The following is a 26,416-nucleotide window of genomic DNA, read 5'->3' as shown; positions in this document are numbered from 1 at the left end:
GGTGACGGGCGTTCTCCGGGGCGCCAGAATGCCCGTCACCCGGTATCCCTGGAGGCGACCCATGACCATCCATCAAGGCAGCTGCCATTGCGGCCGCATCCGCTTCGAAGTCGACGGCACGATCGACTCGGGCCTGTCCTGCAACTGCTCGATCTGTCAGCGCAAGGGTTCGCTGCTGTGGTTCGTGCCGCGCGCCGCGCTGCGCCTGCAAACGCCCGAGAGCGACACGGCCCGCTACACCTTCAACAAGCACGTCATCCAGCACGTGTTCTGCCCGACCTGTGGCATCCACCCGTACGGCGAAGGCAAGGGGCCGAACGGCGATCCGATGGCGGCGATCAACATCCGCTGCATCGAGGGCATCGATCTCGCGGCCGTGCCGGTGCATCACTTCGATGGGCGGTCGAAGTAGGCGCCTAAAGCGTCAGCTCCATGAAGATCAGCCAGTTGCGCAGCTCGTCCGTCAGGTCGTAGTACGGCGCGACTTCGCGAAAGCCCAGGCGCCGGTACAGGCCAGTGGCTTCGGCTTGCCGGATGCTGGTGTCGAGGCGCATGCGCTCGTAGCCCGCGGCTCGCGCGTGCTCGATGAGGCGCTGAGCGAGCGCGAGGCCGACGCCTCGGCCGTGGAAGCAGGGGTAGACGAACATGCGCTTCATCTCGCACACGCTTGGCTCGATCTTGCGCAATGCAACGCAGCCCGCGGCTTCGCCGTCAACGCTGGCGAGCAGCAGGCGGCCGGACGGCGGCGTGTAGATGCCGGGCAGGCCGGCCAGTTCTGCCTCGAACGCCTCGGCGTCGAAGTAGGAATCGATGAGCGCCAGGTCCTGCGTGTGCCGTTCGCGATGCCAGGTGATGAAGGCGCGCATGAGTGTTCGCACTGCATCCAGCTGCGATGGCGTGATGGCATCGTCGACATCGATCATGGCGGCCTCAATTCCATTTCCACTGCCAGATCACATCCACTGCGTTGTCGTCGCCGCTCTGCGCGCGCAGCGTGAAGCGCTGGGCGATGCGGTAGATCAGCTGCCACGAGCCCGTCGTCGCGTTCAGGCTGCGTTCGTAGCCCACGTACCAGCGCCGCGAGATCTGCTTGCCCAGGCGCACGATGGTGGCTTTGGTGTCGTCGTCGCTCTGTGACAGCGACAGCTCGTCCAGCCCCAGCTGGCGTAGCGCCTTGCCGGTGGCGCCTTCGCCCTCGCCGCTGAGCAGCGCGACGGCCGCGCGTTGCAGCAAGGCCGTGTCGGTGCGGCCCAGCGTGTCGGGCGCGCGGCCCATCAGCAGCCAGGAGAGCTTGTCCGTGTCGCTCATGTCGGGCTCTGAATACAGGCTCACGCGCGGGGCCTGCGCGGTGCCGCCGACGCGCACGCCCACGCGGGTGTCGAGGTTGGGCCGCACGGCCAGCAGGTCCAGCGACGGGTTGTCCAGCGCGCCGGTGAACGTGATGTCGCCGCGCTCGATCTCCAGCTTCTGGCCGTAGGCCGCGTACTGGCCGCCATCCGCGCGGAGCTTGCCGGTCAGCCGCAGCGGCGTGCCATCCTTCTGCGCGACCTGCAGTTGGCCGCGCAGCGTCGTCGTCAGGCCCCGGCCGCGCACCTTGAAGTCGTTACCGAAGTCCAGGGCGACGTCGATCCGCGTGCTGCGCGCCGTGCCGGGCGTGGCCGGCGCCGAAGGCTCGGCGGTGCGTGCGCCGCGCAGCACGGTGACGTCGTCGGCCAGCGTGGGTGCGTCGGCGCGCGTGAAGTCGAACAGGCCTTCGTCGGCGCGCAGCTTGCCGGCCAGCTGCAACCCCTTGTCGTCGAAGTCCAGCGTGGTCTCGCCGCTGGCAACGATGCGGCGGTCCACCCGCGACAGCACGCGCAGCTTGTCGGCCTTCAGCTCGACGTGGGCGCTGGGCTTGGCGCCCAGCTCTGCGTGGCCGGTAGCGCGCAGCCAGCCATCGCCGGCGCGGGCCTCCAGCTTCGTCAGTTCGGCGTGCTGGCCCTGCAGGTCCAGCGCGAAGCGGCCGTCGGTGAAGTCCACGCCGTACAGCAACTGCCGCAGCGCCAGGCCTTCGCCCTCGGCATGGCCGGTCAGGTCGGGGCCGCCCAGCCTGCCGCCGATCTGCACGACGGCCGCCGCCCGGCCGCCCAGCCGCCAGCCGGCCGGCACCCAGCGGCCCCAGGTGGAGAGGTCGGCCACGTTGGCCTGCACCACACCTTCGACGGGGGTGGCGAGGTCGGGCCACAGCTTGGGCGGGCGCAGCGTCAGCGCACCGCTCAACGCGCCCAGCTCCTTGCCGGCCAGCCCCTCCGCGAACTGCCAGACGCCATCGCGCACGGTCAGCGCCAGGCGCAGGTCGGTGAGGCCCAGCGGTCGGGTGCCGAACTCGTCGGTCACGCGCAGGTCGCCGCTCTGGCGGTCCAGCAGCACATCGGCGGTCAGCCTGTCGTTGAGCAGCAGCGAGGCGTGGCCGGTGATGCGCAGGTCGCCGCCCCAGCCGAAGTCGGGCTGCCAGCGCGCCATCAGCGGCGCCACGGCGAGGTCTTCCAGCTGCAGGTCGGCCCGCGCCTCGGGCTGGTCGCCGCCGTGCCAGCTCAAGGCCTGCCAGCGCACGAAGGCTCCGCCCACCTCGGCGCGGCCCGGCTCGGCCGTGACCTGCAGGCCTGGGCCCACCTTGAGATTGACGCCGCTGGCGGCCAGCAGCGCCGGCGTGTTGGGCCGCAGCGGCGCCACGTCCAGCCGGGCGATGCGGCCGGCCCAGGTCTCGCCGTCCCAGCGGCCCTGGGCCTGCGTCGTGATGCCGACGTTGAGATCCTGGTCGGCCGTGGGGCGTGCGCGGCCGGCGATCTGGGCCTGGATCTGGTGCGCGCTGCGGCGGCCCTGCACGTCGATCCGGGCGAGCTTGAGTTCGCCGCGGGCGTGCTTGACGCCGTTGACCTCCAGCGCCAGGCCCAGCGGGCCGTCGCCGTCCATGCCCGGCAGCGGCAGCGTCCAGCGGCTGCGCGCGTTGGCCACCGTCACGCCCTGGGCGCTGGCCGATGTCAGCGCGAGCTTGCCGTTGCCGCCCACGCGCCAGCCGGCGCCGGGTTTGGCGCGCACCAGTTGCACGTCGCCGTCGCCCTCAGCCTGGCCGGCGATGGACGGCTGCTCCGCCAGCGCCAGCAGCGGGTTGAACTCGGCCAGCTTGGGTGCCTGCAACTGCCACTGCGCGGCGATGGCGGTGGCGCGAGCCTCGCCCCTGGCCTGTACATGGTTGCTGCCCAGCCGCGCGTCGGCGTCGAAGGCCGCGGCGTCGGCCGCGCGCGGGCGCTTGACGCTGAACTGGCCCTGCACGGGCAGGCCGGCGAACTGGCCCGGCAGCAGCCGGGCGTCGACGGTGCCGACGAGGTTGTCGGGCGAGTTGCCGCGCAGGTCCAGTTGCGTGTCGGCGTTCAGCCGGGTCGTGCCGGGCAGGCGGGCCCAGGCCGAGCCCGGCTCGCCGCGCCACAGCAGGTGCGGGTCGAACTGCCGCATCTGGGCCTTGAGCCGGGCGGAAGGCAGCCCGGCATGCGGCACCTCGATGCTGCCGCTGGCCTGCAGCTCGGCGTCGCCACTGGTCAGTCGCGCGTCTTCGATCTGCCACGTGCTGCCCGTTTCCTGCAGCCGGCCCTGCACGCGGGCCTGCACACGCAGCGGCCTGGCCTGCAGCGTGCCGTTCAGGTCCAGCCTGGCTGCCAGCGGGTCCTTGGGGCCGCCGGACAACGTCAGCGGCCCGTCCAGCCGCGCCGGCGTGGCGCGGGCGTCCAGCAGTTCGGGTCGCAGGCCCTGCACGTGGGCGTCGAGCTGCCAGCGGCCATTGGCCTCGCGCCGGCCCTTGCCCTGCACGCGGGCGCCGCCGTTCAGCTCGGCGTCCAGCGTCGTCAGGCGCAAGCTGGTGAGCTGGTCAGGGCGGCCGGCGACGGCGAGGCTGAGCTGCCGAACGGGCAGGGCGTGCTGGTCCCAGCGGCCGGCGGCGGCGTTGCCGAGTTCGGCCTTCAACGTGGCTTCGGCGTCGCGGGCCGGGGCGTCCAGCCGGGCTGTGCCGGTCAGCGCGGTGCGCGGCAGGCCGGGCATGACGGCGGAGAGGTCGAACTTGTCGGCCTGCAGTTGCAGGGCGTTGACGGGCCAGGGCGAGAACGGCCGCACCTGGCCTTCGACCTTCAGCGCCTGGTGCGCGGCTTCCAGCTCGGCCTTGGCCGTGAGCCTGGCCAGCGGCCCACGCGCGGCGGCCACGGCCAGCCAGGGCAGGTCGGTGGCTTCGTTCTGCTGGACCGTCAGCGTGGCCTCGGTCTGCAATGGCGCGGCCGACTCGACCTTCACGTCGCCGGCCATCAGCAGGTGCTGCCAGCGCGCGCCGGCCAGCTTGATGTGGTGGGTGCCGTGGCGTGGCAGGTGGATCTCGGCGGCGAGGGCCTGCAGCGGCGGCTGGTCGGCGGCCCAGCTCAGGCTGCCGACGTAGAGCCTGGCGATGTCCACGCCCAGTGGCAGCGTCAGCTCGGGCGGCTCGACAGTGGGGCTGGTGCTGGGCTGGCTGCGGATGATGATCTCGTCGACCACCAGCTCGCGGGCCTGCAGCACACCGTCGCCGGCGCTGAGGCCCAGGCCGGACCAGTGCAGGCCGCGCAGCTCGGCCTCGCCCTGGGCCCATTTCAGCAGCACGCGCCGGGCGCGGAAGTCGCCCATCAGCGAGCCCTCGGGGGCTTCGATCTGCAGGCCGGGCAGTCGCGCCAGCACCCAGGCGCCACCGGTCTCGCTGCGCAGCAGCCACGCGATGAAGCCGGCCAGCGCGACGACGGTGACGGCCAGCGCGATCAGGCCGTTGCGCAGGATGCGGAAGGAGCGCCTCACAGCGTGATTCCGACTGAAAAGTGCAGCCGCCACTTGCCCGTCTCCTGCGCCCGCGCGAAGTCCACGCGCAGCGGGCCGACCGGGCTGCGCCAGCGCAGGCCGGTGCCGATGCCGACGACGGCGTGGTAGTCCTGCCAGCGCGACGCGGCATTGCCGGCGTCGACGAACAGCGCGCCCCACAGGCTGGGCATGCTGGCGAGCAAGGGGTGGGCGATCTCCAGGCTGCCGGTCGCCATGACGCGGCCGCCCACCGTGAGGCCGTTCTTCACGGGGCCGAGGCTCTGATACGCGTAGCCGCGCACGGACTCGTCGCCGCCGGCCAGGAACAGCAGCTTCTCCGGCACGCCGACCGACTCGTGTGCGACGACCTGCGCCACCTCGGCCCGTGCCGAGCCGAACCAGCCGCCGAGCGGCTTGTAGGCGCCCAGCTTGAGCTGGATGCGGCCGAACGGGCCGCTGTCGTCCGTGCCGCCGCCGCGCACCTGGCCCAGGCCCACGAGCAGCAGGCCCTGGTGGCCGTCGGTGGGCAGCAGCGCGCTGTCCAGCCGGCGGCGCGTCCACTGCTGGTTGATGGACACGGCGAGGTTGGTGTTGACCTGGCTGCCTGCCGTCTCGCGGGCGCGCAGCAGCTCGACGTAGCTGAGCCGGTCGTCATGCGGCGACTCGTAGATGCGGCCCAGGCGCAGGCCCAGGTTGGTGGCGATGGTGTCGCCGCTGCGGTCCTGCTCGAAGGTCAGCGACGCGATGTTGCGCTTCAGGTCGTTCTGCGGATGAGAGCTGAGCTCCGTCTCGATGCCCTGCACGTTGCGGCTCAGCTGCAGCTTGTTGCGGGCCCGCAGGGCCAGGCCGAAGGGCTGGCGGTGGACATGCTCGACGCTGAAGCTCTGGCCGTTGTTGGCGTGGTAGCCCACAGCGACGGTGGCCTGCTGCAGCGACGACTCGGTCAGCGTGACGAGCACGGGGCTGGTGCCGTCGGCGTCGACGATCTCGGACAGCAGCTGCACGCGGGTCGCGTCGAACAGCTGCGTCTTGGCCAGGCGCTCCTGGAAGTCGGCGAGCTGCTGCTCGGTATATGGGTCGCCATGGTCGAAGCCGGCCAGGCGCTCGACGGTCTGGCGCGTCTGCCGGTTCAGGCCTTCGATGCGCAGCTCGCCGAATTTGGCGCGGTTGCCGCTGGCCATGACGAGGTGCAGCTCGGCGGTCTGCGTCTCGGGGTCCACGCGTGCGCTCGTCTCGCCCCAGTGCGCCAGCGGGTAGCCGCCGGAGCGGGCGCGCAGCAGCAGCTCGTTCTTGCCCGCGGCCCACTGCGACTGCGTGTAGCCGGCCCCCTGCTTCAGCGGCCAGGCGCGCTGCAGGTTGTCGCGCAACGCCTGGACGTCGTCGGTGGCGATGGCCTCCGTGAACTCGATGTCGACCTTGCTGACGCGCGTCAGCGGCCCGGGCTTGACGATGAGGCGCACGCGGGTCTCGTCGCCTGCGTCGCGTTGCACCTCGGCCTGGGCGTTGAAGTAGCCCTCGGTCTCCAGCAGCGACGCCGCCTGTGCCGGTGCGGCGGCCGCCAGGCGGGCCAGCTCGACCCGGCTCAGCGCCGCCTCGCTTGCGCGGTAACGGGCAATGTCCAGATGCTGCAGCAGCAGGTCGCGCAGCTTGGCGTCACCATCGACCTGGACGTCGAGGCTGTAGACGGCCGGTGCGTCCGCGGGGACGTCCGGGGCGGGGACAGGCTCGGCGGCGGGAGGCTTCGTCGCACAACCGCTGCTCAGTACCGCCACGAGCAGCGCGACGGGGAGGAGTCTGGGGGGCGGCGTGTGTGGCCCGCGTTGGGTCTGGCAGTGGGTGCGGGCTAGGCGCAGAGGAGGCCGCGGGCTCGCGCCCGCAACGACGAGCAACAACGCCCGAACCCACTGCCAGACCCAACCCGGAGGGCCAAGGCGATTTGCGGCATCCGTCGGCGTTGCCGGCTCCTGGCGTGGCGCCCACCACGCCGCGTCGCCCGCGCCTTGCCGTCTACCGCAACTCGCCTTGGCGCGGGCCGCACACGTCGCCCCCCAGACTCCTCGCCTCATTTACTCAGCAGCCGCATCGCGCCTTCGAGGCCGGAAAGCGTCAGCGGGAACATGCGCTGCTGCATCAGCTGCTGGATCAGCGCGATGCTCTGCCGGTACTGCCAGACGCCTTGCGGCTCAGGGTTGATCCAGGCGTACTTCGGGAAGGCGTGCGTGAGACGCTGCAACCATTCGGCGCCGGCCTCGTCGTTGTTGTACTCGACGCTGCCGCCGACCTGCAGGATCTCGTAGGGGCTCATCGTCGCGTCGCCGACGAAGATCAGCTTGTAGTCGCGGTTGTACTTGCGGATCAGGTCGAAGGTGCTCACCTTCTCCGCGAAGCGGCGCCGGTTGTTCTTCCAGACGAAGTCGTAGACGCAGTTGTGGAAGTAATAGAACTCCAGGTGCTTGAACTCGGCCTTGGCGGCGCTGAAGAGTTCCTCGACACGGTGGATGTGCTCGTCCATCGTGCCGCCCACGTCCATCAGCAGCAGCACCTTGACCTTGTTGTGGCGTTCGGGCTGCATCCTGATGTCCAGCATGCCGGCGTTGGCGGCCGTGCCGTGGATGGTGCCGTCCAGGTCCAGCTCCAGCTCCGAGCCCTCGCGGGCGAAGCGGCGCAGCCGGCGCAGCGCGACCTTGATGTTGCGCGTGCCGAGTTCCAGCGAGTCGTCGTAGTCCTTGTAGGCGCGCTGCTCCCAGACCTTGACGGCGCTCTTGTTGCCACCCTTGCCGCCGATGCGGATGCCCTGCGGGTTGTAGCCCGAGTTGCCGAACGGGCTGGTGCCGCCGGTGCCGATCCAGCGGTTGCCGCCCTCGTGGCGTTCCTTCTGCTCCTCGAAGCGCTTCTTGAGCGTCTCCATCAGCTCGTCCCAGCCCATCTTCTCGATGGCGGCCTTCTGCTCGGGTGTCAGCTCAAGCTGCAGGTTCTTCTTCAGCCAGTCCAGCGGCACCTCGGCCGTGAAGTCGGTCAGCATCTCCACGCCCTTGAAGTACGCGGCAAAGGCGCGGTCGAACTTGTCGTACTGGGTTTCGTCCTTCACCAGCGTGGCGCGGGCCAGGTGGTAGAAGTCGTCGATGCTGGCGACGCCGCCATCCTCGGGCGACGCGATGACGCCGGCCTGCAGCGCTTCCAGCAGCGTCAGGTACTCCGGCACCGTCACCTTGAGCTTGGCGGCGCGCAGCGTGTAGAAGAACTGGATCAGCATGGCTTGCCGATTATGAAAGGCAACGAGGCCTTTTCCTGTGTGCAGGGGTTAGTGTCTTGGGGGCGCGTGCTGCGCCAGCCAGCTGAAGAACTCGCCGTACCAGAGCCGGCTGTTGCAGGGCTTGAGCACCCAGTGGTTCTCGTCCGGGAACCACACCAGCCGGGCGGGCACGCCCAGCGACTTCAGCGTGTTGTAGTAGGCCAGGCCTTGCGCATCGGGTACGCGGTAGTCCATCGCGCCGTGGATGACGAGGGTGGGCGTCTTGAAGTGCTTCGCGAACGCATGCGGGCTTTGCGCGGCGACGCGGGCCGGGTCGTCCCAGTAGGCCGCGCCCAGCTCCTTGCGGTGCCAGCCGTAGGCGTCATCGGCGTACATGGCCTGCCAGTCGTAGCAGCCGGCGTGGCAGACGTAGGCCTGGTAGCGGCCGGGCGCCACGTGGCCGTTCATCCACGCCACCATGTAGCCGCCGTAGCTGCCGCCGGTGGCGACGATGCGCTTGCGATCGACCCAGCGCTGCTGCAGCAGCCAGTCGGTGCCGGCCTCCACGTCCTGCAGCTCGTACTCGCCCCAGTGGCCGGTGATGCTGTCGAGGAACTCGTGGCCGAAGCCCGACGAGCCGTGATAGTTGACGCTCGCCACGACGTAGCCCTGCGCGGCGAACGCCTGGTGGTTCCAGCGCCAGTGCCAGCTGTCGCCGAAGGCCGTGTGCGGGCCGCCGTGGATGACGTGCATGACCGGCCACTTTTTCTTGGCGTCGAAGCCGGGCGGGTAGGTCAGCCACATCTGCACCGCGTCGCCACGCGCGCCGGTGATGCGGACGGCCTCGTGCCGGCCGAAGCGGTGCGCGGCGAGGCGGGCGTCGTTCAGCGTCTCGACGCGCTGCGCCATGCCGCCGTCCAGCACGGACAGCTGCGGCGGGAACTGCATGCCGTCGTGGTTGATGACGGTAATGCCACCGGCATGCGCGAACGCGCCGACGTGGCCGCCCTCGAACAGCGCTTCAGCGCGGCGGTCGCCCAGCGCGAAGCGCCACAGATGGCGGCGGCCATGCTCCTCGGCGGCGAGCAGCACGGCCTGGTCGTCCTCGGCCCAGCACAGCGGCGCGGCCACGGTGTGGTCCCAGTCCTCGCTGAACACGGCCCAGTGGCCGCGCTGGTCAAGCACCGCGAGGCGGTCCGGCTGGTTGTGGCCCAGCGCCTGATGGCTGGCGAGGAAGGCCAGGTGCGCGCCGGCCTGGCTGTAGCGCGGTGCGGAGAACTGCCAGTCCGCGTCCTGCAGCAGCGTTTGCACGTGGCGTGTGCGCACGTCGACCTCGGCGAGCGCGAAGCGGTTGTCCAGGCGCTTCTCGGCAGCCGGGTCGAAGGCGAACGCGATGCGGCGGCCGTCGGGCGAGACGTCGAAGCTGTTCGCATCGGGCTCGGCGCGGTCCAGCTCCCAAGCGCTGCCTTCGAACAAGTCGCGCACCTTGCCGGTGGACACATCCATCACGTGCAGGTGTGGCACGCGTCCCTGCGGAATGTGGTGGTCCCAGAAGCGGTACAGCGCCTCGTCGGTGACGTAGGCACTCTCCTTGCGGGCCTTGAACTCGCGCAGCGCCTCGGCCTGCGCGGCCGCCTTGCGGTCGGGCCATACCCAGGACACGAAGGCGATGCGCCGCCCGTCGGGGAACCACTTGAACGCGTCGACGCCGGTGGCCACGCTGCCGACGCGGCGCGCCTCGCCGCCGTCCGGCGCAATGACGTAGAGCTGCGCCTCCTCATCCTTCGCACCGCCCTGTTCTCGCTTGGCCGTGAAGGCGATCAGGTCGCCGCGCGGGCTCCACTGCGGTTGGCCGTCCTTGTCGCCGGCTTCCGTCAGCCGCCGCGCGGCGCCGCCCAGCGTGGAGAACAGCCACAGGCTGGCCTGCGCCTTGTTGGCGTCCATCGAATGGCTCGTGACCGCGGCCACGGCCTGGGCGCCATCGGGGCTGAGGCTGGGAGCGCCGATGCGATCCAGGGCCCAGAGTGCGTCAACGTCAAAGGGCCTGGATGCCTTGCTCATGTTCTCGGTCTTGCCAGTTGCCAGTTCAGGTGCGCCTTGACCTCGGGCCATTCGCCCGCGGTGAGGCTGTACATGACGGTGTCGCGCACCGTGCCGTCGCGGCGCAGCGCGTGGTGGCGCAGCACGCCGTCGCGCCTGGCGCCCAGCCGCTCGATGGCGCGCTGCGACGCATGGTTGAAGTTGTCGGTGCGCCAGCCGACGAGTTTCGCGCCCAGCGTCTCGAAGGCATGCGTCAGCAGCAGCAGCTTGGCCGTCGTGTTGACGGCGCTGCGCTGCACGCGGGCGGCGTACCAGGTCCAGCCAATCTCGACGCGCTCGATGGCCGGCACGATGTCGTGATAACTGGTCGAGCCCAGCACGTCGCCGGTCGCGGCGTCCAGCACGGCGAAGGGCAGGCGATGCCCGGCTGCTTGGGCCGCGAGGGCGTTCTCGACGTAGGCGGTGGTCTCGTGCGGCGCCGGCACGCTGGTGAATCGCAGGTTCCACAGCTCGCCATCGGCGGCGGCGGCCTGCAGCCCCGGCACGTGGTTCAGCGTCAGCGGCACGAGGCGGATCGGCCCGGCAGCCAGCGTGACGGGTTCGACGGGTTTCATGGCTTGTCCTTCAGCATCACCTTGCGCGCCGCCCAGCGGCCCGCGCCGCAGCCGGCGACGATCAGCACCAGGCCCAGCATCTGCTGCGCGTTCCAGTCGGTGCTGGCGATGAAGTCGATGCCGAACTGCCGGCCCAGCCACCAGCCGGCCAGCGCACCGGCCACGAAGCCGACCGCATCGGCCAGCCCCTCGCGCATCGCGCGGTCGAAGTCCTGGGCCATCAGCGGTTCGTCCGCTGCATGAAGACGAGCTTCTCGAACAGCGTCAGGTCTTGCTCGTTCTTCAGCAGCGCGCCCACCAGCGGCGGGATGCTGACCTTCTCGTCCTTGGCCTGCAACGCGTCCACCGGCACGTCCTCGGCCACCAGCAGCTTGAGCCAGTCGATCAACTCCGACGTGCTGGGCTTCTTCTTCAGGCCTGGCAGGTTGCGCACGTCGTAGAAGTTCTTCAGCGCGGCGGCTAGCAGCTCCTTCTTCAGCGTCGGGAAGTGCACGTCGACGATCTTCTTCATCGTCTCGGCGTCGGGGAACTTGATGTAGTGGAAGAAGCAGCGGCGCAGGAAGGCGTCCGGCAGCTCCTTTTCGTTGTTGGAGGTGATGAAGACCAGCGGGCGGTGCCGGGCCTTGACGAGCTGGCGCGTCTCGTAGACGTAGAACTCCATGCGGTCGATCTCGCGCAGCAGGTCGTTCGGGAACTCGATGTCGGCCTTGTCGATCTCGTCGATCAGCAGCACGACCGGCTGGTCGGCCTCGAAGGCTTGCCACAGCACGCCCTTGACGATGTAGTTCTCGATGTTGCGCACACGCTCGCTGCCTTCGACGCCGGCGAGCTGGCTGTCGCGCAGCCGGCTGACGGCGTCGTACTCATACAGGCCCTGCTGCGCCTTCGTGGTGCTCTTGATGTGCCACTGCAGCAGCGGCATGCCCAGGGCCTGGGCGACCTCCTCGGCCAGCATGGTCTTGCCGGTGCCGGGCTCGCCCTTGATGAGCAGCGGGCGCTGCAGCGTGGCCGCCGCGTTGACCGCGAGCATCAGGTCGGCGGTGGCCACATACTGGTCGGAACCTTGGAATTTCATGGGGAAAACCGGGACTGGAAGGGGGCCGTTTCAGTATAGGAGCCCTCCTATAATTTCCGGCGCACAAGAACCTCACCCCCTCCCGAGACATGAAAAAACTGCTGCAGATCTCGCTTGCCCTGGCCACTGCTTTCGGTGGTGTTGCCGCCCAGGCGCAGGATGTCAAGGCGGGTGAGAAGAAGATCGCGATGTGCATCGGCTGCCACGGCATCCCGGGCTATCAGGCGAGCTTTCCCGAGATCCACAAGGTGCCGATGATCGCGGGCCAGAACGCCAAGTACATCGTCTCGGCGCTGCAGGCCTACGCCAAGGGCGACCGCAAGCACCCGACGATGCGTGGCATCGCCGGCTCGCTGACCGACCAGGACATGGCCGACGTCGCCGCCTTCTACGAGCAGCAGGCCAAGCTGCCGGCCGTGCCGGAGGCCATCCCCGAAGCACCCGCCAATGTCGCGGAGCTGCTGAAGAAGGGCGCCTGCATCTCCTGCCACGGTGCCAACTTCAGCAAGCCCATCGACCCGAGCTACCCCAAGCTGGCCGGCCAGCACGCCGATTACCTGGCGGTGGCGCTGAAGTCGTACAAGACCGAAGGCAATGCCAACGTCGGCCGTGGCAACGCCATCATGGCCGGGCAGGTCAAGCAGTTCAGCAACGCCGAACTGAAGGCCATCGCCGCTTACGTCGGCTCTCTGCCCACCGAACTGGCCACCGTGCCGCAGAGCAAGTTCCGCTGACGTCAAGCTCGCGCCATCCCGACAAGCCGCCCTCCGAGGCGGCTTTTTCATGCCCATCTGGGGCGGGTTGATCCTGACCCATCAGGCCTGCGCTCCTGGGGAAAGCGTGCAGAGCTGCACATTGCCCCTGATGGCAGCCGGAGATACTCTGGCCGACGCATAGACAGCGCGGTCATGTTGAAAAAAATCCCGACCACCGACGTGAGGCTGGGCATGTACCTCCAGGCGATGGAGGGGGCGTGGCTATCCCATCCCTTCTGGAAGACCAAGTTCGTGCTGACGGACCCGGCCGATCTTGCCGCCTTGAAGGCCAGCGGCGTGCCGGCCGTCTGGATCGACAACGAGAAGGGCATTGACGTCATCGATGCGGAGCCGGTCAAGCCCAGTCCGATCATGACGGCGCCCGCACCGGCTCCCGCGCCCGTGGCCGCACCGGCTCCGGCGCCCGCCGTGCCACAGCCGCGCGTCAGCATGGAGGCCGAACTGGACCGGGCCGCCCAGGTGCTCAACCGCTCCAAGGTGGCCGTCATGGCGCTGTTCGGCGAGGCCCGCCTGGGCAAGGCCATCGACAGCGAGGTCTGCCTGCCCATCGTCGAGGAGGTCGCGTCGTCGCTGGCGCGCAACCCCTCGGCCTTTGTCAGCCTGGCGCGGCTCAAGACCAGGGACGACTACACCTACATGCACTCGGTCGCCGTCTGCGGCCTCATGGTGGCGCTGGCGCGTCATCTCGGCCTGCCGGATGACCAGGTGCGCGAGGCCGGTCTGGCCGGCCTGCTGCACGACGTGGGCAAGATGCAGATGCCGCTGGAGGTGCTGAACAAGCCCGGCGCGCTGACCGACGCCGAGTTCAGCGTCATGCGCAGTCATCCGGAGCGCGGTTGGGATTTGCTCAAGGAGGGCACCAACGTGCCGGCCGCGGCGCTGGATGTCTGCCTTCATCACCACGAGAAGATGGATGGCACGGGCTACCCTCACAAGCTGGCCGGCGAACAGATCAGCCTGCTGTCGCGCATGGGTGCCGTGTGCGACGTCTATGACGCCATCACATCCACGCGGCCCTACAAGAACGCCTGGGACCCGGCGGGCTCGCTGCAGCGCATGTCGCAGTGGAAGGGACAGTTCGACCCGATCATCTTCCAGGCCTTCGTCAAGAGTGTGGGCATCTACCCCACCGGCACGCTGGTGCGCCTGCAGTCGGGCCGGCTGGCGGTGGTGGTGGACCAGAACGCTGCTTCGCTCGTCGCGCCGCGCGTCAAGGTGTTCTATTCGACCAAGTCCAGCATGCCCATCCCGGTGCAGATGGTGGATCTCTCCGCGGCGGGCGCGACGGACCGCATCGTCGGCCGCGAGCCGCCCGAGAACTGGGGTTTCACGCACCTGGAAGAGCTCTGGAATCCCAACTCGAAAAGGTGATTTGCGGGCGCTCCTAAACTGCCCGTCCTTGCAGTTGGGAGATCGGTGATGAAGCGATGGATTGGCGTTGCCCTGCTGGGGCTGGCGTTCGGGGTGTCGGCACAGACGCTGCGCTGGGCGGGCCAGGGCGACCCGCAGACCATGGACCCGCACTCGCAGAACGAGACGCTGACGAACAACGTCAACTCGCAGATCTACGAGCGCCTGACGCGACGCGACGCGAAGCTGGCCCTCGTGCCGGGCCTGGCCACGTCCTGGTCCCAGACCGGCCCGCTGACCTGGCGCTTCAAGCTGCGCCCCGGCGTCAAGTTCCATGACGGCACGCCGCTGACGGCCGACGACGTCGTCTTCTCGATGCAGCGCGCCAAGGAGCCGACCTCGCAGATCGCCGTCTACGCGAACGCCGTCGGGGTTCCGAAGCGCATCGACGACCTCACCGTCGACTTCCAGCTCACGGCCTTCGACCCCATCTTCCTGCAGCACATCGACCAGCTCTGGATCATGAGCCGCAAGTGGTGCGAGACCAACCGCGTGACCAGGCCGCTGGACTTCAAGAACAAGGAAGAGAGCTTCGCCGCGACGCATGCCAACGGCACCGGCCCGTTCATGCTGGTCAGCCGCCAGCCGGGCATCAAGACCGTGCTCAAGCGCAACCCGAACTGGTGGAACAAGTTCGACGGCAATGTGCAGGAGGTCGTCTTCACGCCCATCGCCAGCGATGCGACGCGGCTGGCCGCCCTCGTGTCCGGCGAGGTCGACCTCGTGAACGACCCTGCGCCCCGCGACGTGGCCCGGCTGCGCAACACGCCGGGCGTGAAGGTGATTGACGGCCCGGAGAACCGGCTCGTCTTCATCGGCATGGACCAGGCGCGCGACAAGCTGCTCTACGGCAAGGTGCCGGGCGACAAGAACCCGTTCAAGGACCAGCGCGTGCGCCGCGCGCTCTACCAGGCGATCGACATCGAGGCGCTCAAGACCAAGCTGATGGCGGGCCAGTCCGTGCCGACCGGCGGGCTGACGCCGTCGTCCGATGCCTCCTTCGACGACCCGGCATTGCAGACCCGCCTGCCGTTCGACCTGGCCGCCGCCCGCAAGCTAATTGCCGAGGCCGGCTACGCCGATGGCTTCGAGGTGACGCTGGACTGCCCCAACAACCGCTACATCAACGACGAGCAGATCTGCACGGCGCTGGCGTCGATGTGGGCGCAGCTGAAGGTCAGGGTCAAGGTCAACGCGATGCCGCGGGCGCTGTACTTCCCCAAGCTGGAGAAGCTGGACAGCAGCCTCTTCATGTACGGCTGGGGCGGCAACATCACCGATGCCGAGGTCATCCTGACGCCGGTGTTCCGCATCCGCGGCCCCAAGGGCGTGGGTGACTTCAACTACGGCAACTTCCGCAACGAGAAGGCCGATGCGCTGGCCGCGCAGAGCAGCGTCGAGGCCGACGTGAAGAAGCGCGAGCAGCTCATCCGCGGCGCGCTGGCCGAGCTGCGCGAGCAGGTCAACGTGATCCCGCTGCACCGCCAGATCATCCCGTGGGCGGCGCGCGCGAACGTCACGCCGGTGCATCGGGCGGACAACTTCGTCGAGATCGCCTGGATCACGATCAGCCGCTGATTTCCACTGCTTGTCGGCCCACCACGGGCCGGCGCGGCGCGGCACACTGGGCGGAGCCTACCTCTCGATGTGCCAGACCGCGCCATGCCGTACCGCCGCCTCGCCGCCCTTGCCCTGACCCTGCTGCTCGTCTCCTGTGGAGGCGGTGGCGGAGGGAGCTCGGGCACCACAACGCCGACGACGCCCCCCACGCTGCGTGGCGTCGCCGCGACCGGCGCGCCGCTCGTCAACGCGACGGTCAGCGTCGTCGACGGGCAGGGCAAGTCCGTCGGCACGGCCACGACGCTGGCCGCCGATGGCAGCTACAGCCTGACGCTGTCGAGCACCAGCCCCGCCGCGCCGCTCTTCATCCAGGCGCGCGGCATGGACGCCGCCGGCAACATGCAGGTACTGCACTCCACGGTGACGACGATCAGCCCGGCCATGGTGGCGCACGTCACGCCGCTGACGAACGCCATCGTCGCGCTGTCGCTGGGCACCGAGCCCGCGCCCGTGTTCGCCGCCGCATCGAGCAGCGCCAGCCAGCTGACGCAGATGGCCACCGCCACCAGCGCCGCCAGCGACTTCCTGAAGACGCTGGTCAAGACGCAGATTTCCGACCTGAAACTCTCCGCGACGACGCTGGACTTGCTGGCTGACTCGACCTTCGCCGCCAACAAGGGCGCCCACGACCTGCTCATCGAGAGCGTGCGCGTGGACCTGGCGCGCACCAGCGCCAACGTGCCGGTGCTGCAGATCGGCAACAAGTTCCTCGCAGCGCCGACGGCCGAGGTCGTCGTCGCGCTGCCCGCGGCACAGACCGAGCTGCTCAAGACCACCGGTGCGACGCCGGCCAATGCCATCACGTCCACGCTGAAGGCCTCGACGAGCGCGACCACGCTGCTCGGCAACCTGTCCGGCCTGGACGACCTGGGCGCCGCGCTGAACCAGCTCATCGCCCAGGGCAAGAACATCTCCGCCATCCTCGCCAGCCCGCTCGTCACCGGCTACGACAAGCACGACAGCCGCGTGCAGGCCGACCTCGGCGCCATCCTGTACGACTACACGACGGCCAACCGCCAGTTCGGCCGCTTCCAGCTGCTGGGCTGCGCCGACGACGCGCCGGCCACGGGCAACTGCACCCGGGTGCTGGTGGCTGCGGCCATCAGCGACTCGACCGGCACCATCGTCGACCTCTTCAGCGACGCGGTCAGCTACAACAAGTCCGCGACGACGACCAACAAATGGAACCTCATCGGCAACGGCAAGAAGGTGGCCGTCGCCGTCTACCCACTGGCGTTCGCGGCCAGGAACGCCGACGGCACCGCCGACACCAGCCTGTCGCCCAACCCCGGGACCGGCCTGCAGGTCGAGATCCAGGGGCAGACGCCCAACATCATTCCCGGCTTCCCGGGCATCCAGTTGCTCAGCTCGGCGACGCTGCAACTGCCTGGCGGCTACGTCATGCCGTTCGGCTACTGCACGCGGCCGTTGCTGTGCGTGTCAGCCACGACGGGGGCCACCAGCCTGATCGCGACGGGCGGCGTCGGCGACATCGCCATCCAGAGTTCTTCGGTTGGCTGGGTGGGCAGCACGGACAGCGTGCGCGCCGCCAAGTACCTCGTGAACTACACGCTCTCCGGCACCAGCGAGACGCGCACCGTCTATCTGCGCGCCGATGTGCCGTCGGCCCCTGCCACGGCGCGCTTCCCCGTGCTGGACGGCCTGACCAGCAACCTCGTGCTGCGCGCAGCCGACCTGCAGGGCGGCACCTACGCGCTCGACTGGCACACCTGGGCCGCGGCCAACCCGGACCTGCGCATCGTCGAGATCAAGCGCGTCTTCCGGCCCGCCGACGGTACGGCGCCCACCGTGCTGGACACGACCGTGCCACTGCCGCCCAAGACTGCCGTCACGCTGAGCACGGCCTACACGCCGACCAGCACGGTCACGTCGGAGCTGTGGCTGCAGGCGACGGACTCGCAGGGCCGGCGCTTCCACACGCGCTACACGAGCAGCCCCTGAAATCAACGGCGCCCGGCAGGGGCGCCTTTCAGTGCTCGGTCGCGGATGCGTCGAGGTGGCATGCGGGGCGGCCGGTCAGATGATCCGTTCAGTCCGATGCTTCACGTCGATCCCGTCAGATCGGCAGGAATTTCAGATCGAACATCCGCTCGACGAGCCAGGCAAGCGCCAACAACGCGATGAGCACGGAGCCCGCGCCGAGCACCCAGCGCGGATACCAGCCCCGCTTTCGCAGGCCCCACGCCAGCGGCACAAATACGGCCACGATGCTCAACTGACCCAGCTCCACGCCGAGGTTGAACATCAGCAGTGGTCCGGCCAGCGCTGCCCTGGATAGGCCCAGGTCCTTGAGCGCGCTCGCGAAGCCGAATCCGTGGATCAGGCCGAAGGCAAAGGTCAATTTCCAGCGCCCGGACTTGAGCACTGGCCTCAGGTTGTTCAGCGCGGCCAGCAAGACGCTCAGTGCGATCAACGATTCGACCAGGCGAGAAGGAGGGTTGAGGATTTCGAATGCCGCGAGCGCCAGCGTGATCGAGTGGGCGACGGTGAAGGCGGTGACGACGCTGAGCACGTCCATCAGCACGGGCTTGAGACGAGGTGCGGGGCGCCAGCCCACCGCCGTACGGAACAAGACGGCCGGCAGCAGCAGGGAAAGCAGGAACAGGATGTGGTCGTAGCCGACCCAGATGTGGTGTATGCCCTCCAGCAGGATGCCGGCAAGGTTCGCCGTGCCGGCGTCGGGCGACAGACTGAAGTGCCGGGCCGCTGCTCCGGGCATGAGCACCAGGGCCTGGTGTCGCTCGCCGACGTTGAGCAAGGCAATGCCGCGATGGGTCGGGTCGCTCGTGGCAAAGAGGCGATAGTTGATCGTCAGATCCTTTGGCGGCGCCGCGCATTGCCAACGACGGATCAGCACCGCATAGTGACCGTCGCTGTGGCTGTCGATCATCAGGGGCGCGAAGCTGCCGAGCGTGCAGGCCTTGCCGTCGCGGTCGCTCAGCGCTGTTTCGAGGCCGGCCTCTGCGTAGGCTTGCACCTCGGCAATACGGGGGCGCAGCTCGCCCCACAGCAATTCGCCGTCGTCATTCGCGTCCAGTTGCAACTCGCGGTCGAGGTCGCGCAGCGCGATGTCAAACCGCTGCTCCACTTCATTGCCCTGGACGGTCAGGCGCAGATAGGCATCGCTGGGCTTGTGGGCCAGTGCCGGCGGGGCCAGCAGGAGCAACGCGCAGGCGCCGAGCCAGTGATGCAGGCGGCTCATGGCGCAGCCCCGAGGCGAACGTCTTTCAGGCCGGTCTCCTTGACGAAGGCCCATACCGGTGCCGCCGCATCGGGTTGGCCGGCGGCGCGAGCAGCACGGACCAGCAGGATCGCGTCGGCAGGTTCCTTCTGGACGCGCCAGTTGCTCACGGCGTCCGCCAGTGCGGTTTGAGGGTCGGGTTTCACGTCCAGATGGAAGCGGGCCCGTTCCCGGCCGTGGCTGGTGTCGCCGCGCAGGGTGGCGGCGTCGAAGCGAGCCTGCAGATCGGCGACGGCCGCCGGGGCTCGGGAATCCTTCGCGCCCAGCCAGGCAATGGCCAGACGCAGCAGCAAGGGGTCCGGCAGGGCGGCTGTGTCCTTCTCGGCTTGGCGGTCGTAGTCGAGCAGCACATCCGCTGCATCGGTCCATCGCTTCGCGCCGACCAGCCAGTCGGCCTCGGCGGCGCGTGAATAGATGTCGCCTTCAGCTGCGCGGGCTTGCCGAAACAGCGCGCCGGCCGCCGGGTCACCACGACGTTCGGCACCTTCGGCGCGGACCAGGCTGATCCAGGCTTGCGGCGCCGTCGGCGTGCTGGCCAACTGGTCAAGCAGCAGTTTGGCCTGCTCGGTGCGCCCCTGCAGGCTTGCAAGCTCAGCGGTGCAGACGAGGCCGTAAAGCTGCACGCCGGCTCCCAGCGCGGCGTAACGAGGGCCAGCCAGGCGCTGGCAACCCTCGCCAGCCTCGCGCCACCGCCCCTGCACCTGCAGCACGGCTGCACGCGTCAATTCGACCTGGGCACGCAGCGCCAGAGGCGTGGTGGGATCGATCAGCAGCGGGTCGAGGTCGGCCAGAGCGCCGTTGAACTCGTGCTGGCTTTGGCGGATGACCGCGCGCAGCAAACGGGCGGTGGGCGGTGGCTTGGGGGCGTTCCACCACGGTGCCAGCGCCGCCTGAGCTTGCCCGAGCTCGCGCGGATCACCGGTGGAACGGAAGCGGTTGATGGCGGCCTGCGACACCTCGACGGCCAAGCTCAAATGCCCGGGGCTTTGGCGCAGCGCAGCGCGCAGCTGTCGAGCCGCTGCGCGATCGGCAGCCGAGCCCACGCGCTGAGGCAGTCGCTCGATCAGTTCAGCGTCGTCGCGCGGCGTGTAGGGCTCGGCCGCGACCGTGCCGGCCAATGACAGAACGAGTACGGCCAAAGCGAAGGACTTCCAGATGACACGTGTCATGACTCTGTGAATATGGGGAGGTCATTGGGGCCCCGCGCGTGCACCTGCGACGGTGAATACGCGGGGCGTCGTGACATCAACTCACCGAAGCCGGCTCATCGGTCTCGCTGCTGGGCGGCGTGCTGATGTTGTCCGCCGCCAGCGGTTCAGCGGTCTCGGTCGAGGAGGAGGCCGTGGTGTCGGTGAACGACTCGTAGGCCGTGGACGAGACCAACGCGCTGTCGGGCACGGCCGTGGCTGCCATCGGAGGGGCGGGCAGGTTCACGCCGTCGCCTCCGCCGAAGCAGGCCGTCAGCAGGCCCGCGGCGACGATCGCGGCGCCCGCGGCCCTGAGTGCAGATGTTTCGTTGTTGTTCATGGTTGCGACCCCTTATTGAGTGCCGCCGACGGGCGTGTAGAGGTAGGGGAAGGCCGCCAGGAAGGGCTGGGCCGCCTGATCGACGGCGTCGTGCAGCTTGAACGAGGTGGCGCCAAGCGGCACGGCAGACGGTGTGCATGCCGTGCCGAAGCCGAGCGTGTTCGCGGTGCCGTTGGCCATGCACAGTCCGCCCATCATGGCGACCAGCGAGATGTCCACCACGTCGTCCTTGGGGCGTCGGCCATTCGGGTAGCCGGCGTTGTCACTCCCGCTGGCCAGAATATTGCCGACCACGCCAAGGCGGTTCTGCTGCGCGAAGGGCACGGCGGCGACGGCCGTGTTCAGGCGCAGTTCTTCCGAGGCGACCACATTGGCTGGCTGGTTCAGTCCTTTGATGCCGGTGAGGAAGGTGGTGACAAGGTCGTTGCGCGGCAGGTTCGTCGGCGCAGTGCCGGGCAGGTTCAGCACGGTGGCAATCAGTGCCGGCAGGGTCGGGTTGGTCACGTAGCTCGCGAACTGGCCGTCGTCCTTGGGCTTGGAAGCGTTGAACTTGTCCTTGTCAGGCAGACCGATCACGACCTCGTTGACCAGCGGCATGCCCAGGCGCGACACCTGCACCCAGGCGCCGCCGGCCTTGTCGTTGGCCTGCAGGCCGGCCTTGGGCGCGGGGTTCAGGATGCGGGCCTGCCGCATGCTGGCAGTGGTCCAACCGCCGATCACCGTCTCGGTGCCCGCCATCAGGCAGCTCTTGTGCACCTCCAGTGCCAGCGTGGTGACATTGTTCCTGTCCAGCGAGCTGGTGGCTGCGCCAATGAGCGTCGGATCGGTGATGACGCCGACCGGAGCGTTCACCAGGTCGAAGATGACGCCCAGGTTCGCCGCGAACGGGTCCTTGCGCTGGCCCACGAAGACTTTGCCCGGCATGTTGCAACCGGGGATCGACACGTTGTAGACGTGCTTGGCCGCGTAGGCCGCATAGTCGGCAATCGTCTTCACGCCGATGTTGTCGACCGGCTTGTCGAAGGTGGCGCTGCCACCGCTGGCGTTGGTGATGGCCTGGCTGGTGCCCGATCGGCGGTCACCGCGGACGATGTTCACCGTGTAGGTCTCGTTGATGTTCAGGTTCGCTGCCGCCACGTCACTGACGGTGCCGGACTGGATCAGCGGAATGGCCACGCTCTTGTCGCCGATGGTGAGGGCCGTGCCCTTCAGGTTGTTCTTGAAGCGGAACTGGAAGGTGATGTCTTCCTTGGCATCGCCGTTGTTGTCCACGTGGATCTCGTACAGCGCGTTCGGGTCCATGGCGAAGAAGTTCGGGCCGCCGTAGCCGTTCTGGAAGGGCTGGTAGTTGGCGATCAGGGTCACGTAGTCGGTGCGGCCGCTCTCGTAACTCATGAACATGTAGAAATCCGTGGCGTCGATCTTGGGCACGGTGGTGATGAACGGCGCCTCGCGGTGGCTGGAGGCATGGGCCACCGGTGCAGCCAGGCCGAGCGCTGCGGTGGCCAGGATGGCCATGGCGGGAACTGCATAGACACTCGGCTTCAGCGGCAGGGCTGAGCCAGTCGATCGAGTATTCGTGGGGCGCATTGCTTCTCCTGTTTGCATCGGTCAAGCTGCCGACGGTGGAGATACGTTGCGCGCCGGCGAACGGATGCGCAGGCGCTGTTTCTGCTTCGAGTTCCCTCAGGCTACCCCTCAGCAACCCTGACAAGCCCGGGGGGGGGGGAAGCGTCCGAATCCTGACGATCTGCATAGCCGCGTGCGCCTCTATGCTGGGGAAGTGAATCCAAAGCGCGCTCTCGCGCGTATGAATCGACATGAACACATCCAGCACCGCGCCATCAGCACGCAGCGCCGAACTTGCTGCGCAGATGTCCAGGGTTGCCCTTGGCGACCGCCAGGCCTTCGAGGCGCTGTACCGAGGCACGGCGGCTCAGCTGTTGGGCATCGTGCTGCGCATCATTGGCGATCGAGCACAGGCCGAGGAGGTCTTGCAGGAAGTCTTCGTGACCGTCTGGCGGTCTGCGACCAGCTTCGATCAACGCCAGGGCCAGGTGATGACGTGGCTCACGAGCATCGCCCGCAATCGCGCGATCGACAGTCTGCGACGTCGTGCCAGCGAGCCGCCAACAGTCAGTCGATTCGGCGTACTGGATGACGACGATGAGGGAGACGACTTGCTTGACCACCATGCCAGCGCCGATCTCGGGCCGCTCGACCTGCTCGACCGCGCGAGCAATCGCCATGCGCTCGAGCGCTGCATGCAAGGCCTCACCGGCGAGCAACGCAGCAGCCTGGCCCTGGCTTACTACCAGGGCCTCTCGCATGCGGAGGTCGCTTCCCATATGAGCCAGCCGTTGGGCACGGTGAAGAGCTGGGTGCGGCGCGGCCTGCAGGCCCTGCGCAGCTGCCTCGATCGCGCGGCGGGCCTTGTCGGCGACTTGGGGGGCGCTGCCTGATGGACTACAGCCGCCCTGAACGTGCCGAGAGGCTCGCCGCTGAATATGCCGTCGGAACCCTGCGTGGTTCCGCCCGCCGCCGTTTCGAACGCCTGTTGCCTGCCCATCCTGCGCTGCAGGATGCACTCACCGCGTGGCAGGAGCGCCTGCAGGCGCTGGCCAGCCCGGTCGCACCCGTGGAGCCCGCGGCCAGTGTGTGGGTCGCGGTGCAGCGGCGCTTGTTCGGCGACCCGGTGGCAGCACCCTCTTGGTGGCAGCGTCTGAGCCTCTGGCAGGGTTTGAGCGGCGCAACGGCCGTTCTGGCACTGGCGATGGCTTTCATGCTGGCTCAGCCCATGCCGGTGCGGGCCCCGCTGGTCATCGTCATGAAGAGCACGCCGCAGGGCGTCGACGTGGTCAAGGCGGGATTCGTCGCCAGCGTCTCGCCGGATGGCCGCGCATTGGTGCTGCGCCCGCTTGATTCGCTCACGTTGGCCAGCGGCCGCGCGCTGGAGCTGTGGGCCGTACCCAAGGCCGGCGCCCCACGCTCGCTGGGCCTCGTCGACGCACGCAACACGACGACGGTCCTGCGCGCCAAGCTGCTGCAGGACACGAGTGCATTTGCGGTGAGTCTTGAGCCGGCGGGAGGCTCACCCTCCGGAGCCCCAACGGGGCCCATCGTGTCGGCAGGTGAGGTGTAGGCGATCTGGCGGAAGCGGTGAGAAATAAACTCACTGCCCCACAATCTCAACCAAATCAATGGCTTAGGTGCGTGACGAGCCGCCATTTTGGCACACCGCCTTGCACTACCGGATGGGTGTCCGATGCAGCATGGCGACCCGTCCCGGGTGACCGCATGTCGTCGTCGTTTCGCCGTGCCCAAACCTAAGCAGCCGGCCCTGCGGCCGGCTGCGTCGGTCTCCTGCCAGGGAGCTGAATGAGGATGTTGGGTTGACCTGTCTTGGCTATGGCGATTGTTCTGAGACGTATAGCACTGGCGTTTATATGCCTGTGAAGTTGCCCACCGCCCTCCGCCAGCGTTGATGGCGCGCTGCGGGCCGTGGACAACCGTCAGAGACCGAGCGGGGTCTCGCGGAACCCCTGCCACCGCACGAGCGGCCCGACATCGACATGGGCCAGGGTGATGCGCCGCGCCAGCATCTCGCGTTCGCTCTTGCTCCGCTCGCTCCAGAGCTGCCGTGCGGCGCGTGCAATGCGCTGTGCGTGGCCCTGTGATTGGTCGAACACGAACGCCACGCCGGCCAGCGTCAGCGGCGAACCAGGAAGCAGCGGTTGCCCGACCGCCGACGCGATGCGGACGCACGCCTGCAAGTCGCGCATGGCCTTGGCGGATGCTTCGACCTCCACCCATGTGACCTTGTCGCCCCGAGCGAGCAGCAGGTCGGGTAGCTTGAGGAAGCGCTTCGCCAGGGCTTCGCGAGCCGCCGGGCCGGCTCCCTGTGCGATGGCGTGTTCGCCGAATGCCTCGAAGCCTTGCTCGGCCTTCGCGATGCCGTACGCCGTGCCGATGAGCCTGTGAATGCAGGTCGCGCCAGCGACGGAGGACAGTTCCATGCCGTGGTGAGCCGAGATGCCGACCAGGTCGAGCGCGGCGGCGCCCCGACGCGTCAGCACGAAGCTTCGCGTTCCGATGGCATTGAGACGTGATGCCACCTCGGCGTGTTCGCGTTCCAGACGCCGCATCAGCCGCGCCGCCATCTGCTCCGCGTACTTCGCCCGGGGCCAGAGCATTCGTGCCAGTTCGCTGCATCGGAGGTGCCCCCAATGCGACAGTGCCTTGAGGGCTTCGATGCGATGTGCCTCGGCCTTCGCCTTGGCGCTCAGCGCTTTCGGTCGAGAGCGCGGGCTGCGGTTGGGGTTGAGAAGGCCTTGAAGAAGGTCAGTGTCATGGGCGAGGCGCATTCCGGTATCCGGCGTTGTGGTCAGCCGTATAGCTCCTCTCGGAGCGTCCGCCGCAGAGTGCGGCAGTGGAGACTCCAAGAACAGACGCAGCGCGTCTGATCTTGGAGTCTCGGGGTGAGACACAGGCTCTTCGGCGTCTAGGGTCGCACGCCCGTTCTCCGTGCTGGACGCACTGCGCTCACCCCAACGTGCGGCTTCGCCGCCCGCGCGCGCTGCCCCTGTGCCATGCCTGCGGCACGTCGCACGGGCGGCCACCATGCGCGACGGATGCCTGTTCGTCGTGCCGACCAACAGGCTTGGCTGGACGCCACCGCCGCCCATGGTGGCCGCCCCTGCTTCGCAGGTTCAGCGCGGGGGCCAAGGCCCCCCAAAATGCCGCTGCGTCCTGGGGGCCGCACCACGGAAAGGTGACCAGTCCTGCGGCAGGTCATTCCGCTGCGGCATTTCGGCGCCCCCGTCCGGCTCCGTCCCCACTGGGGTGGGAGCTACGCCGGATGCCTCGGACGCCTGTCCGAGTCACTGCCCGTCCGATGGCGGGCAGCACTATGAAGCCTGGTTGGCCTCGATAGCCTCGACGCAGCCGGGAACCGCGAGCCGCAGGAACTCAGCCCACATGTGTACGTGCTCGGGCTTCGCATATCGCAGCCAGAGGTCGTCGCTCGGGCTGTACTGCGCGCGCAGCGGCTCGAACTTCTCCAGATACCAGCGGGTGACATCGGGCGAGATGTTGAACGTCGGATGCGAGCGGGGTGGGCGGCTGAGGTCTGCGATAACCCGGCTTTGCAGCCGCCAGGCTTCCGCCCTCTGGTCATCGGTCAGGAGCTTCACGAGCCGAGCCCTGGTTGTCGATGGTGCGCCGGCCTCGGGGCTTTCCGACCGCTGGAACTCGACGACGAACTTGGAGCCGGCGTAGTCGTCCCAGCCATCGCGAGAGACCTGGCACCACAGCACGGTGTACGCCCCGCCGTATTGGCGCGACCAACTGAGCAGCGCTTTCTCGCGCTTGAAGCCCAGCGGCTTGAGCAGCGGGCCGAGTTGCTCGCGAAGGACGGCATAGACCTCGGGCGACTTCATGCGCTCACCTCCGACGCGGGCACCACGAACTCGGTCAAGCCCTCGGTGGACTCGATGCCCCAAGGGCGTTCGGTGTTGACTCGCGCGAGAGCCTGACCGTTCTCGCCCGAGCAGTCGGCGACGACTTCGCAGGCGATTGAGCCCCGGCGCGGGTAGCTGCTCGTCGACCAGAGGTTCTCGGAGCTCACGACGGGCGCCTTCTCGACAAAGACGTGAGACTTGCCTGATGCGTCGACAAGCACGCATTCAACGAAGCCCGGCTGGTGTTCGTCAACGAAGCGGGTGATTTGGATTGCGACGCTTGGCATGAGTTGATTGTGGATGAAGTCTCGGCGCCGGCAGGGTCGCGAGCTCCGCTCGCGATCCTGCGGCTCGCTGTGAGACTCCCTGTTCAATCACGGCTGGCGCTTGGATGCTGCCTCACCATCGCACTCCCAGTGTCGCAGCACGGTAAGCGTCCGCCGAAGTCACCCTTATATTCCGCCGCCTACCTGCTCAAGCCGACGAAGGACCCTTTGACATGAAGACAACGCGAGCTGTTTCGGCAGCCCTTATCGGAGTATTTTGGTGGTCTACC

At 68.5% G+C, this 26,416-nt stretch carries 22 protein-coding genes; 7 read left to right on the top strand and 15 right to left on the bottom strand.

The window, feature by feature from the left end:
• The first annotated feature begins 61 nt into the window (after window positions 1–61).
• Window positions 62–412: a GFA family protein gene (locus tag ACG04R_RS11190; RefSeq protein WP_394409697.1), complete on the top strand. Its 351-nt coding sequence runs from the start codon at window positions 62–64 to the stop codon at window positions 410–412.
• Window positions 413–416: 4 nt separating this feature from the next.
• On the opposite strand, the gene ACG04R_RS11185 is transcribed toward ACG04R_RS11190, so the two are convergent.
• The 8 genes from ACG04R_RS11185 to ACG04R_RS11150 form a co-directional block, all read right to left on the bottom strand.
• Window positions 417–923, bottom strand: a complete 507-nt coding sequence (locus tag ACG04R_RS11185) for a GNAT family N-acetyltransferase (RefSeq protein ID WP_394409694.1) — start codon at window positions 921–923, stop codon at window positions 417–419.
• 7 nt (window positions 924–930) lie between these two features.
• Window positions 931–4,845 (bottom strand): translocation/assembly module TamB domain-containing protein, encoded by a 3,915-nt coding sequence (locus ACG04R_RS11180; RefSeq protein ID WP_394409691.1) that lies wholly within the window; start codon window positions 4,843–4,845, stop codon window positions 931–933.
• Window positions 4,842–6,617 (bottom strand): autotransporter assembly complex protein TamA, encoded by a 1,776-nt coding sequence (locus ACG04R_RS11175; protein WP_394409688.1) that lies wholly within the window; start codon window positions 6,615–6,617, stop codon window positions 4,842–4,844. Before ACG04R_RS11175 ends, ACG04R_RS11180 begins: the two co-directional genes overlap by 4 nt.
• A 290-nt stretch (window positions 6,618–6,907) precedes the next feature.
• Window positions 6,908–8,098, bottom strand: a complete 1,191-nt coding sequence (locus ACG04R_RS11170) for a vWA domain-containing protein (protein WP_394409685.1) — start codon at window positions 8,096–8,098, stop codon at window positions 6,908–6,910.
• 48 nt (window positions 8,099–8,146) lie between these two features.
• Entirely contained in the window at window positions 8,147–10,138 is a 1,992-nt protein-coding gene (locus ACG04R_RS11165) for a S9 family peptidase (RefSeq protein WP_394409682.1), read from the bottom strand.
• A complete protein-coding gene (locus ACG04R_RS11160) occupies window positions 10,135–10,731 on the bottom strand; it encodes a GNAT family N-acetyltransferase (RefSeq protein ID WP_394409679.1) in 597 nt (198 codons plus the stop codon). The genes ACG04R_RS11165 and ACG04R_RS11160 overlap by 4 nt, the downstream gene beginning before the upstream one ends.
• Entirely contained in the window at window positions 10,728–10,952 is a 225-nt protein-coding gene (locus tag ACG04R_RS11155) for a hypothetical protein (RefSeq protein WP_394409676.1), read from the bottom strand. Before ACG04R_RS11155 ends, ACG04R_RS11160 begins: the two co-directional genes overlap by 4 nt.
• Entirely contained in the window at window positions 10,952–11,806 is an 855-nt protein-coding gene (locus ACG04R_RS11150) for an AAA family ATPase (protein ID WP_394409673.1), read from the bottom strand. The genes ACG04R_RS11155 and ACG04R_RS11150 overlap by 1 nt, the downstream gene beginning before the upstream one ends.
• An 89-nt stretch (window positions 11,807–11,895) precedes the next feature.
• Between ACG04R_RS11150 and ACG04R_RS11145 the strand changes: the two genes are divergently transcribed.
• From ACG04R_RS11145 to ACG04R_RS11130, 4 genes are all read left to right on the top strand, one after another.
• Entirely contained in the window at window positions 11,896–12,540 is a 645-nt protein-coding gene (locus ACG04R_RS11145; protein WP_394409670.1) for a c-type cytochrome, read from the top strand.
• Between the two features lie 174 nt (window positions 12,541–12,714).
• Entirely contained in the window at window positions 12,715–13,953 is a 1,239-nt protein-coding gene (locus ACG04R_RS11140; protein ID WP_394409667.1) for an HD-GYP domain-containing protein, read from the top strand.
• A 48-nt stretch (window positions 13,954–14,001) separates the two neighbouring features.
• Window positions 14,002–15,570, top strand: coding sequence for an ABC transporter substrate-binding protein (locus tag ACG04R_RS11135; RefSeq protein ID WP_394409664.1), 1,569 nt, complete (start codon window positions 14,002–14,004; stop codon window positions 15,568–15,570).
• Window positions 15,571–15,654: 84 nt separating this feature from the next.
• The gene (locus ACG04R_RS11130; RefSeq protein ID WP_394409661.1) at window positions 15,655–17,574 is read left to right on the top strand and encodes a hypothetical protein; all 1,920 of its coding nucleotides are present in this window, start codon (window positions 15,655–15,657) and stop codon (window positions 17,572–17,574) included.
• Window positions 17,575–17,689: 115 nt separating this feature from the next.
• On the opposite strand, the gene ACG04R_RS11125 is transcribed toward ACG04R_RS11130, so the two are convergent.
• From ACG04R_RS11125 to ACG04R_RS11110, 4 genes are all read right to left on the bottom strand, one after another.
• Window positions 17,690–18,835 carry a HupE/UreJ family protein gene (locus ACG04R_RS11125; protein ID WP_394409659.1) on the bottom strand — a complete coding sequence of 382 codons (1,146 nt, stop codon included), beginning with the start codon at window positions 18,833–18,835 and terminating at the stop codon, window positions 17,690–17,692.
• On the bottom strand, window positions 18,832–20,043 hold the full coding sequence (locus tag ACG04R_RS11120) for a hypothetical protein (protein WP_394409656.1): 1,212 nt from the start codon (window positions 20,041–20,043) through the stop codon (window positions 18,832–18,834). The genes ACG04R_RS11125 and ACG04R_RS11120 overlap by 4 nt, the downstream gene beginning before the upstream one ends.
• Before the next feature lie 76 nt (window positions 20,044–20,119).
• Window positions 20,120–20,401 carry a hypothetical protein gene (locus ACG04R_RS11115; RefSeq protein ID WP_394409653.1) on the bottom strand — a complete coding sequence of 94 codons (282 nt, stop codon included), beginning with the start codon at window positions 20,399–20,401 and terminating at the stop codon, window positions 20,120–20,122.
• A gap of 12 nt (window positions 20,402–20,413) precedes the next feature.
• Window positions 20,414–21,919: a DUF4331 domain-containing protein gene (locus ACG04R_RS11110; RefSeq protein ID WP_394409650.1), complete on the bottom strand. Its 1,506-nt coding sequence runs from the start codon at window positions 21,917–21,919 to the stop codon at window positions 20,414–20,416.
• Window positions 21,920–22,221: 302 nt separating this feature from the next.
• Between ACG04R_RS11110 and ACG04R_RS11105 the strand changes: the two genes are divergently transcribed.
• Window positions 22,222–22,863 (top strand): sigma-70 family RNA polymerase sigma factor, encoded by a 642-nt coding sequence (locus tag ACG04R_RS11105; RefSeq protein ID WP_394409647.1) that lies wholly within the window; start codon window positions 22,222–22,224, stop codon window positions 22,861–22,863.
• Window positions 22,863–23,543 (top strand): anti-sigma factor, encoded by a 681-nt coding sequence (locus ACG04R_RS11100; RefSeq protein WP_394409644.1) that lies wholly within the window; start codon window positions 22,863–22,865, stop codon window positions 23,541–23,543. Before ACG04R_RS11105 ends, ACG04R_RS11100 begins: the two co-directional genes overlap by 1 nt.
• A gap of 370 nt (window positions 23,544–23,913) precedes the next feature.
• Here the strand turns inward: ACG04R_RS11100 and ACG04R_RS11095 are convergent, their stop codons facing one another.
• The 3 genes from ACG04R_RS11095 to ACG04R_RS11085 all read right to left on the bottom strand — a co-directional run bounded on the left by ACG04R_RS11095 (window position 23,914) and on the right by ACG04R_RS11085 (window position 26,147).
• Window positions 23,914–24,765 (bottom strand): hypothetical protein, encoded by an 852-nt coding sequence (locus tag ACG04R_RS11095; RefSeq protein WP_394409641.1) that lies wholly within the window; start codon window positions 24,763–24,765, stop codon window positions 23,914–23,916.
• 543 nt (window positions 24,766–25,308) lie between these two features.
• Window positions 25,309–25,839: a hypothetical protein gene (locus tag ACG04R_RS11090; protein WP_394409638.1), complete on the bottom strand. Its 531-nt coding sequence runs from the start codon at window positions 25,837–25,839 to the stop codon at window positions 25,309–25,311.
• On the bottom strand, window positions 25,836–26,147 hold the full coding sequence (locus tag ACG04R_RS11085) for a hypothetical protein (RefSeq protein WP_394409635.1): 312 nt from the start codon (window positions 26,145–26,147) through the stop codon (window positions 25,836–25,838). Before ACG04R_RS11085 ends, ACG04R_RS11090 begins: the two co-directional genes overlap by 4 nt.
• Window positions 26,148–26,416: the final 269 nt, after the last annotated feature.

The sequence above is a fragment of the Pelomonas candidula genome, from assembly GCF_043555985.1.
Classification (GTDB): domain Bacteria; phylum Pseudomonadota; class Gammaproteobacteria; order Burkholderiales; family Burkholderiaceae_C; genus Pelomonas; species Pelomonas candidula.
The sequence above is the reverse complement of the archived record's forward strand: the minus strand, read 5'-3'. Positions and strand labels throughout refer to the sequence as shown.

Bases quoted from the DNA above. Each gene is read 5' to 3' on its own strand.
- ACG04R_RS11155 (WP_394409676.1), bottom strand. From the start codon at position 10,952: ATGGCCCAGGACTTCGACCGCGCGATGCGCGAGGGGCTGGCCGATGCG.
- ACG04R_RS11145 (WP_394409670.1), top strand. From the start codon at position 11,896: ATGAAAAAACTGCTGCAGATCTCGCTTGCCCTGGCCACTGCTTTCGGT.
- ACG04R_RS11170 (WP_394409685.1), bottom strand. From the start codon at position 8,098: ATGCTGATCCAGTTCTTCTACACGCTGCGCGCCGCCAAGCTCAAGGTG.
- ACG04R_RS11160 (WP_394409679.1), bottom strand. From the start codon at position 10,731: ATGAAACCCGTCGAACCCGTCACGCTGGCTGCCGGGCCGATCCGCCTC.
- ACG04R_RS11125 (WP_394409659.1), bottom strand. From the start codon at position 18,835: ATGAGCCGCCTGCATCACTGGCTCGGCGCCTGCGCGTTGCTCCTGCTG.
- ACG04R_RS11090 (WP_394409638.1), bottom strand. From the start codon at position 25,839: ATGAAGTCGCCCGAGGTCTATGCCGTCCTTCGCGAGCAACTCGGCCCG.
- ACG04R_RS11130 (WP_394409661.1), top strand. From the start codon at position 15,655: ATGCCGTACCGCCGCCTCGCCGCCCTTGCCCTGACCCTGCTGCTCGTC.
- ACG04R_RS11120 (WP_394409656.1), bottom strand. From the start codon at position 20,043: ATGACACGTGTCATCTGGAAGTCCTTCGCTTTGGCCGTACTCGTTCTG.
- ACG04R_RS11110 (WP_394409650.1), bottom strand. From the start codon at position 21,919: ATGGCCATCCTGGCCACCGCAGCGCTCGGCCTGGCTGCACCGGTGGCC.
- ACG04R_RS11185 (WP_394409694.1), bottom strand. From the start codon at position 923: ATGATCGATGTCGACGATGCCATCACGCCATCGCAGCTGGATGCAGTG.
- ACG04R_RS11190 (WP_394409697.1), top strand. From the start codon at position 62: ATGACCATCCATCAAGGCAGCTGCCATTGCGGCCGCATCCGCTTCGAA.
- ACG04R_RS11150 (WP_394409673.1), bottom strand. From the start codon at position 11,806: ATGAAATTCCAAGGTTCCGACCAGTATGTGGCCACCGCCGACCTGATG.
- ACG04R_RS11100 (WP_394409644.1), top strand. From the start codon at position 22,863: ATGGACTACAGCCGCCCTGAACGTGCCGAGAGGCTCGCCGCTGAATAT.
- ACG04R_RS11085 (WP_394409635.1), bottom strand. From the start codon at position 26,147: ATGCCAAGCGTCGCAATCCAAATCACCCGCTTCGTTGACGAACACCAG.
- ACG04R_RS11165 (WP_394409682.1), bottom strand. From the start codon at position 10,138: ATGAGCAAGGCATCCAGGCCCTTTGACGTTGACGCACTCTGGGCCCTG.
- ACG04R_RS11095 (WP_394409641.1), bottom strand. From the start codon at position 24,765: ATGCGCCTCGCCCATGACACTGACCTTCTTCAAGGCCTTCTCAACCCC.
- ACG04R_RS11115 (WP_394409653.1), bottom strand. From the start codon at position 20,401: ATGAACAACAACGAAACATCTGCACTCAGGGCCGCGGGCGCCGCGATC.
- ACG04R_RS11105 (WP_394409647.1), top strand. From the start codon at position 22,222: ATGAACACATCCAGCACCGCGCCATCAGCACGCAGCGCCGAACTTGCT.
- ACG04R_RS11140 (WP_394409667.1), top strand. From the start codon at position 12,715: ATGTTGAAAAAAATCCCGACCACCGACGTGAGGCTGGGCATGTACCTC.
- ACG04R_RS11135 (WP_394409664.1), top strand. From the start codon at position 14,002: ATGAAGCGATGGATTGGCGTTGCCCTGCTGGGGCTGGCGTTCGGGGTG.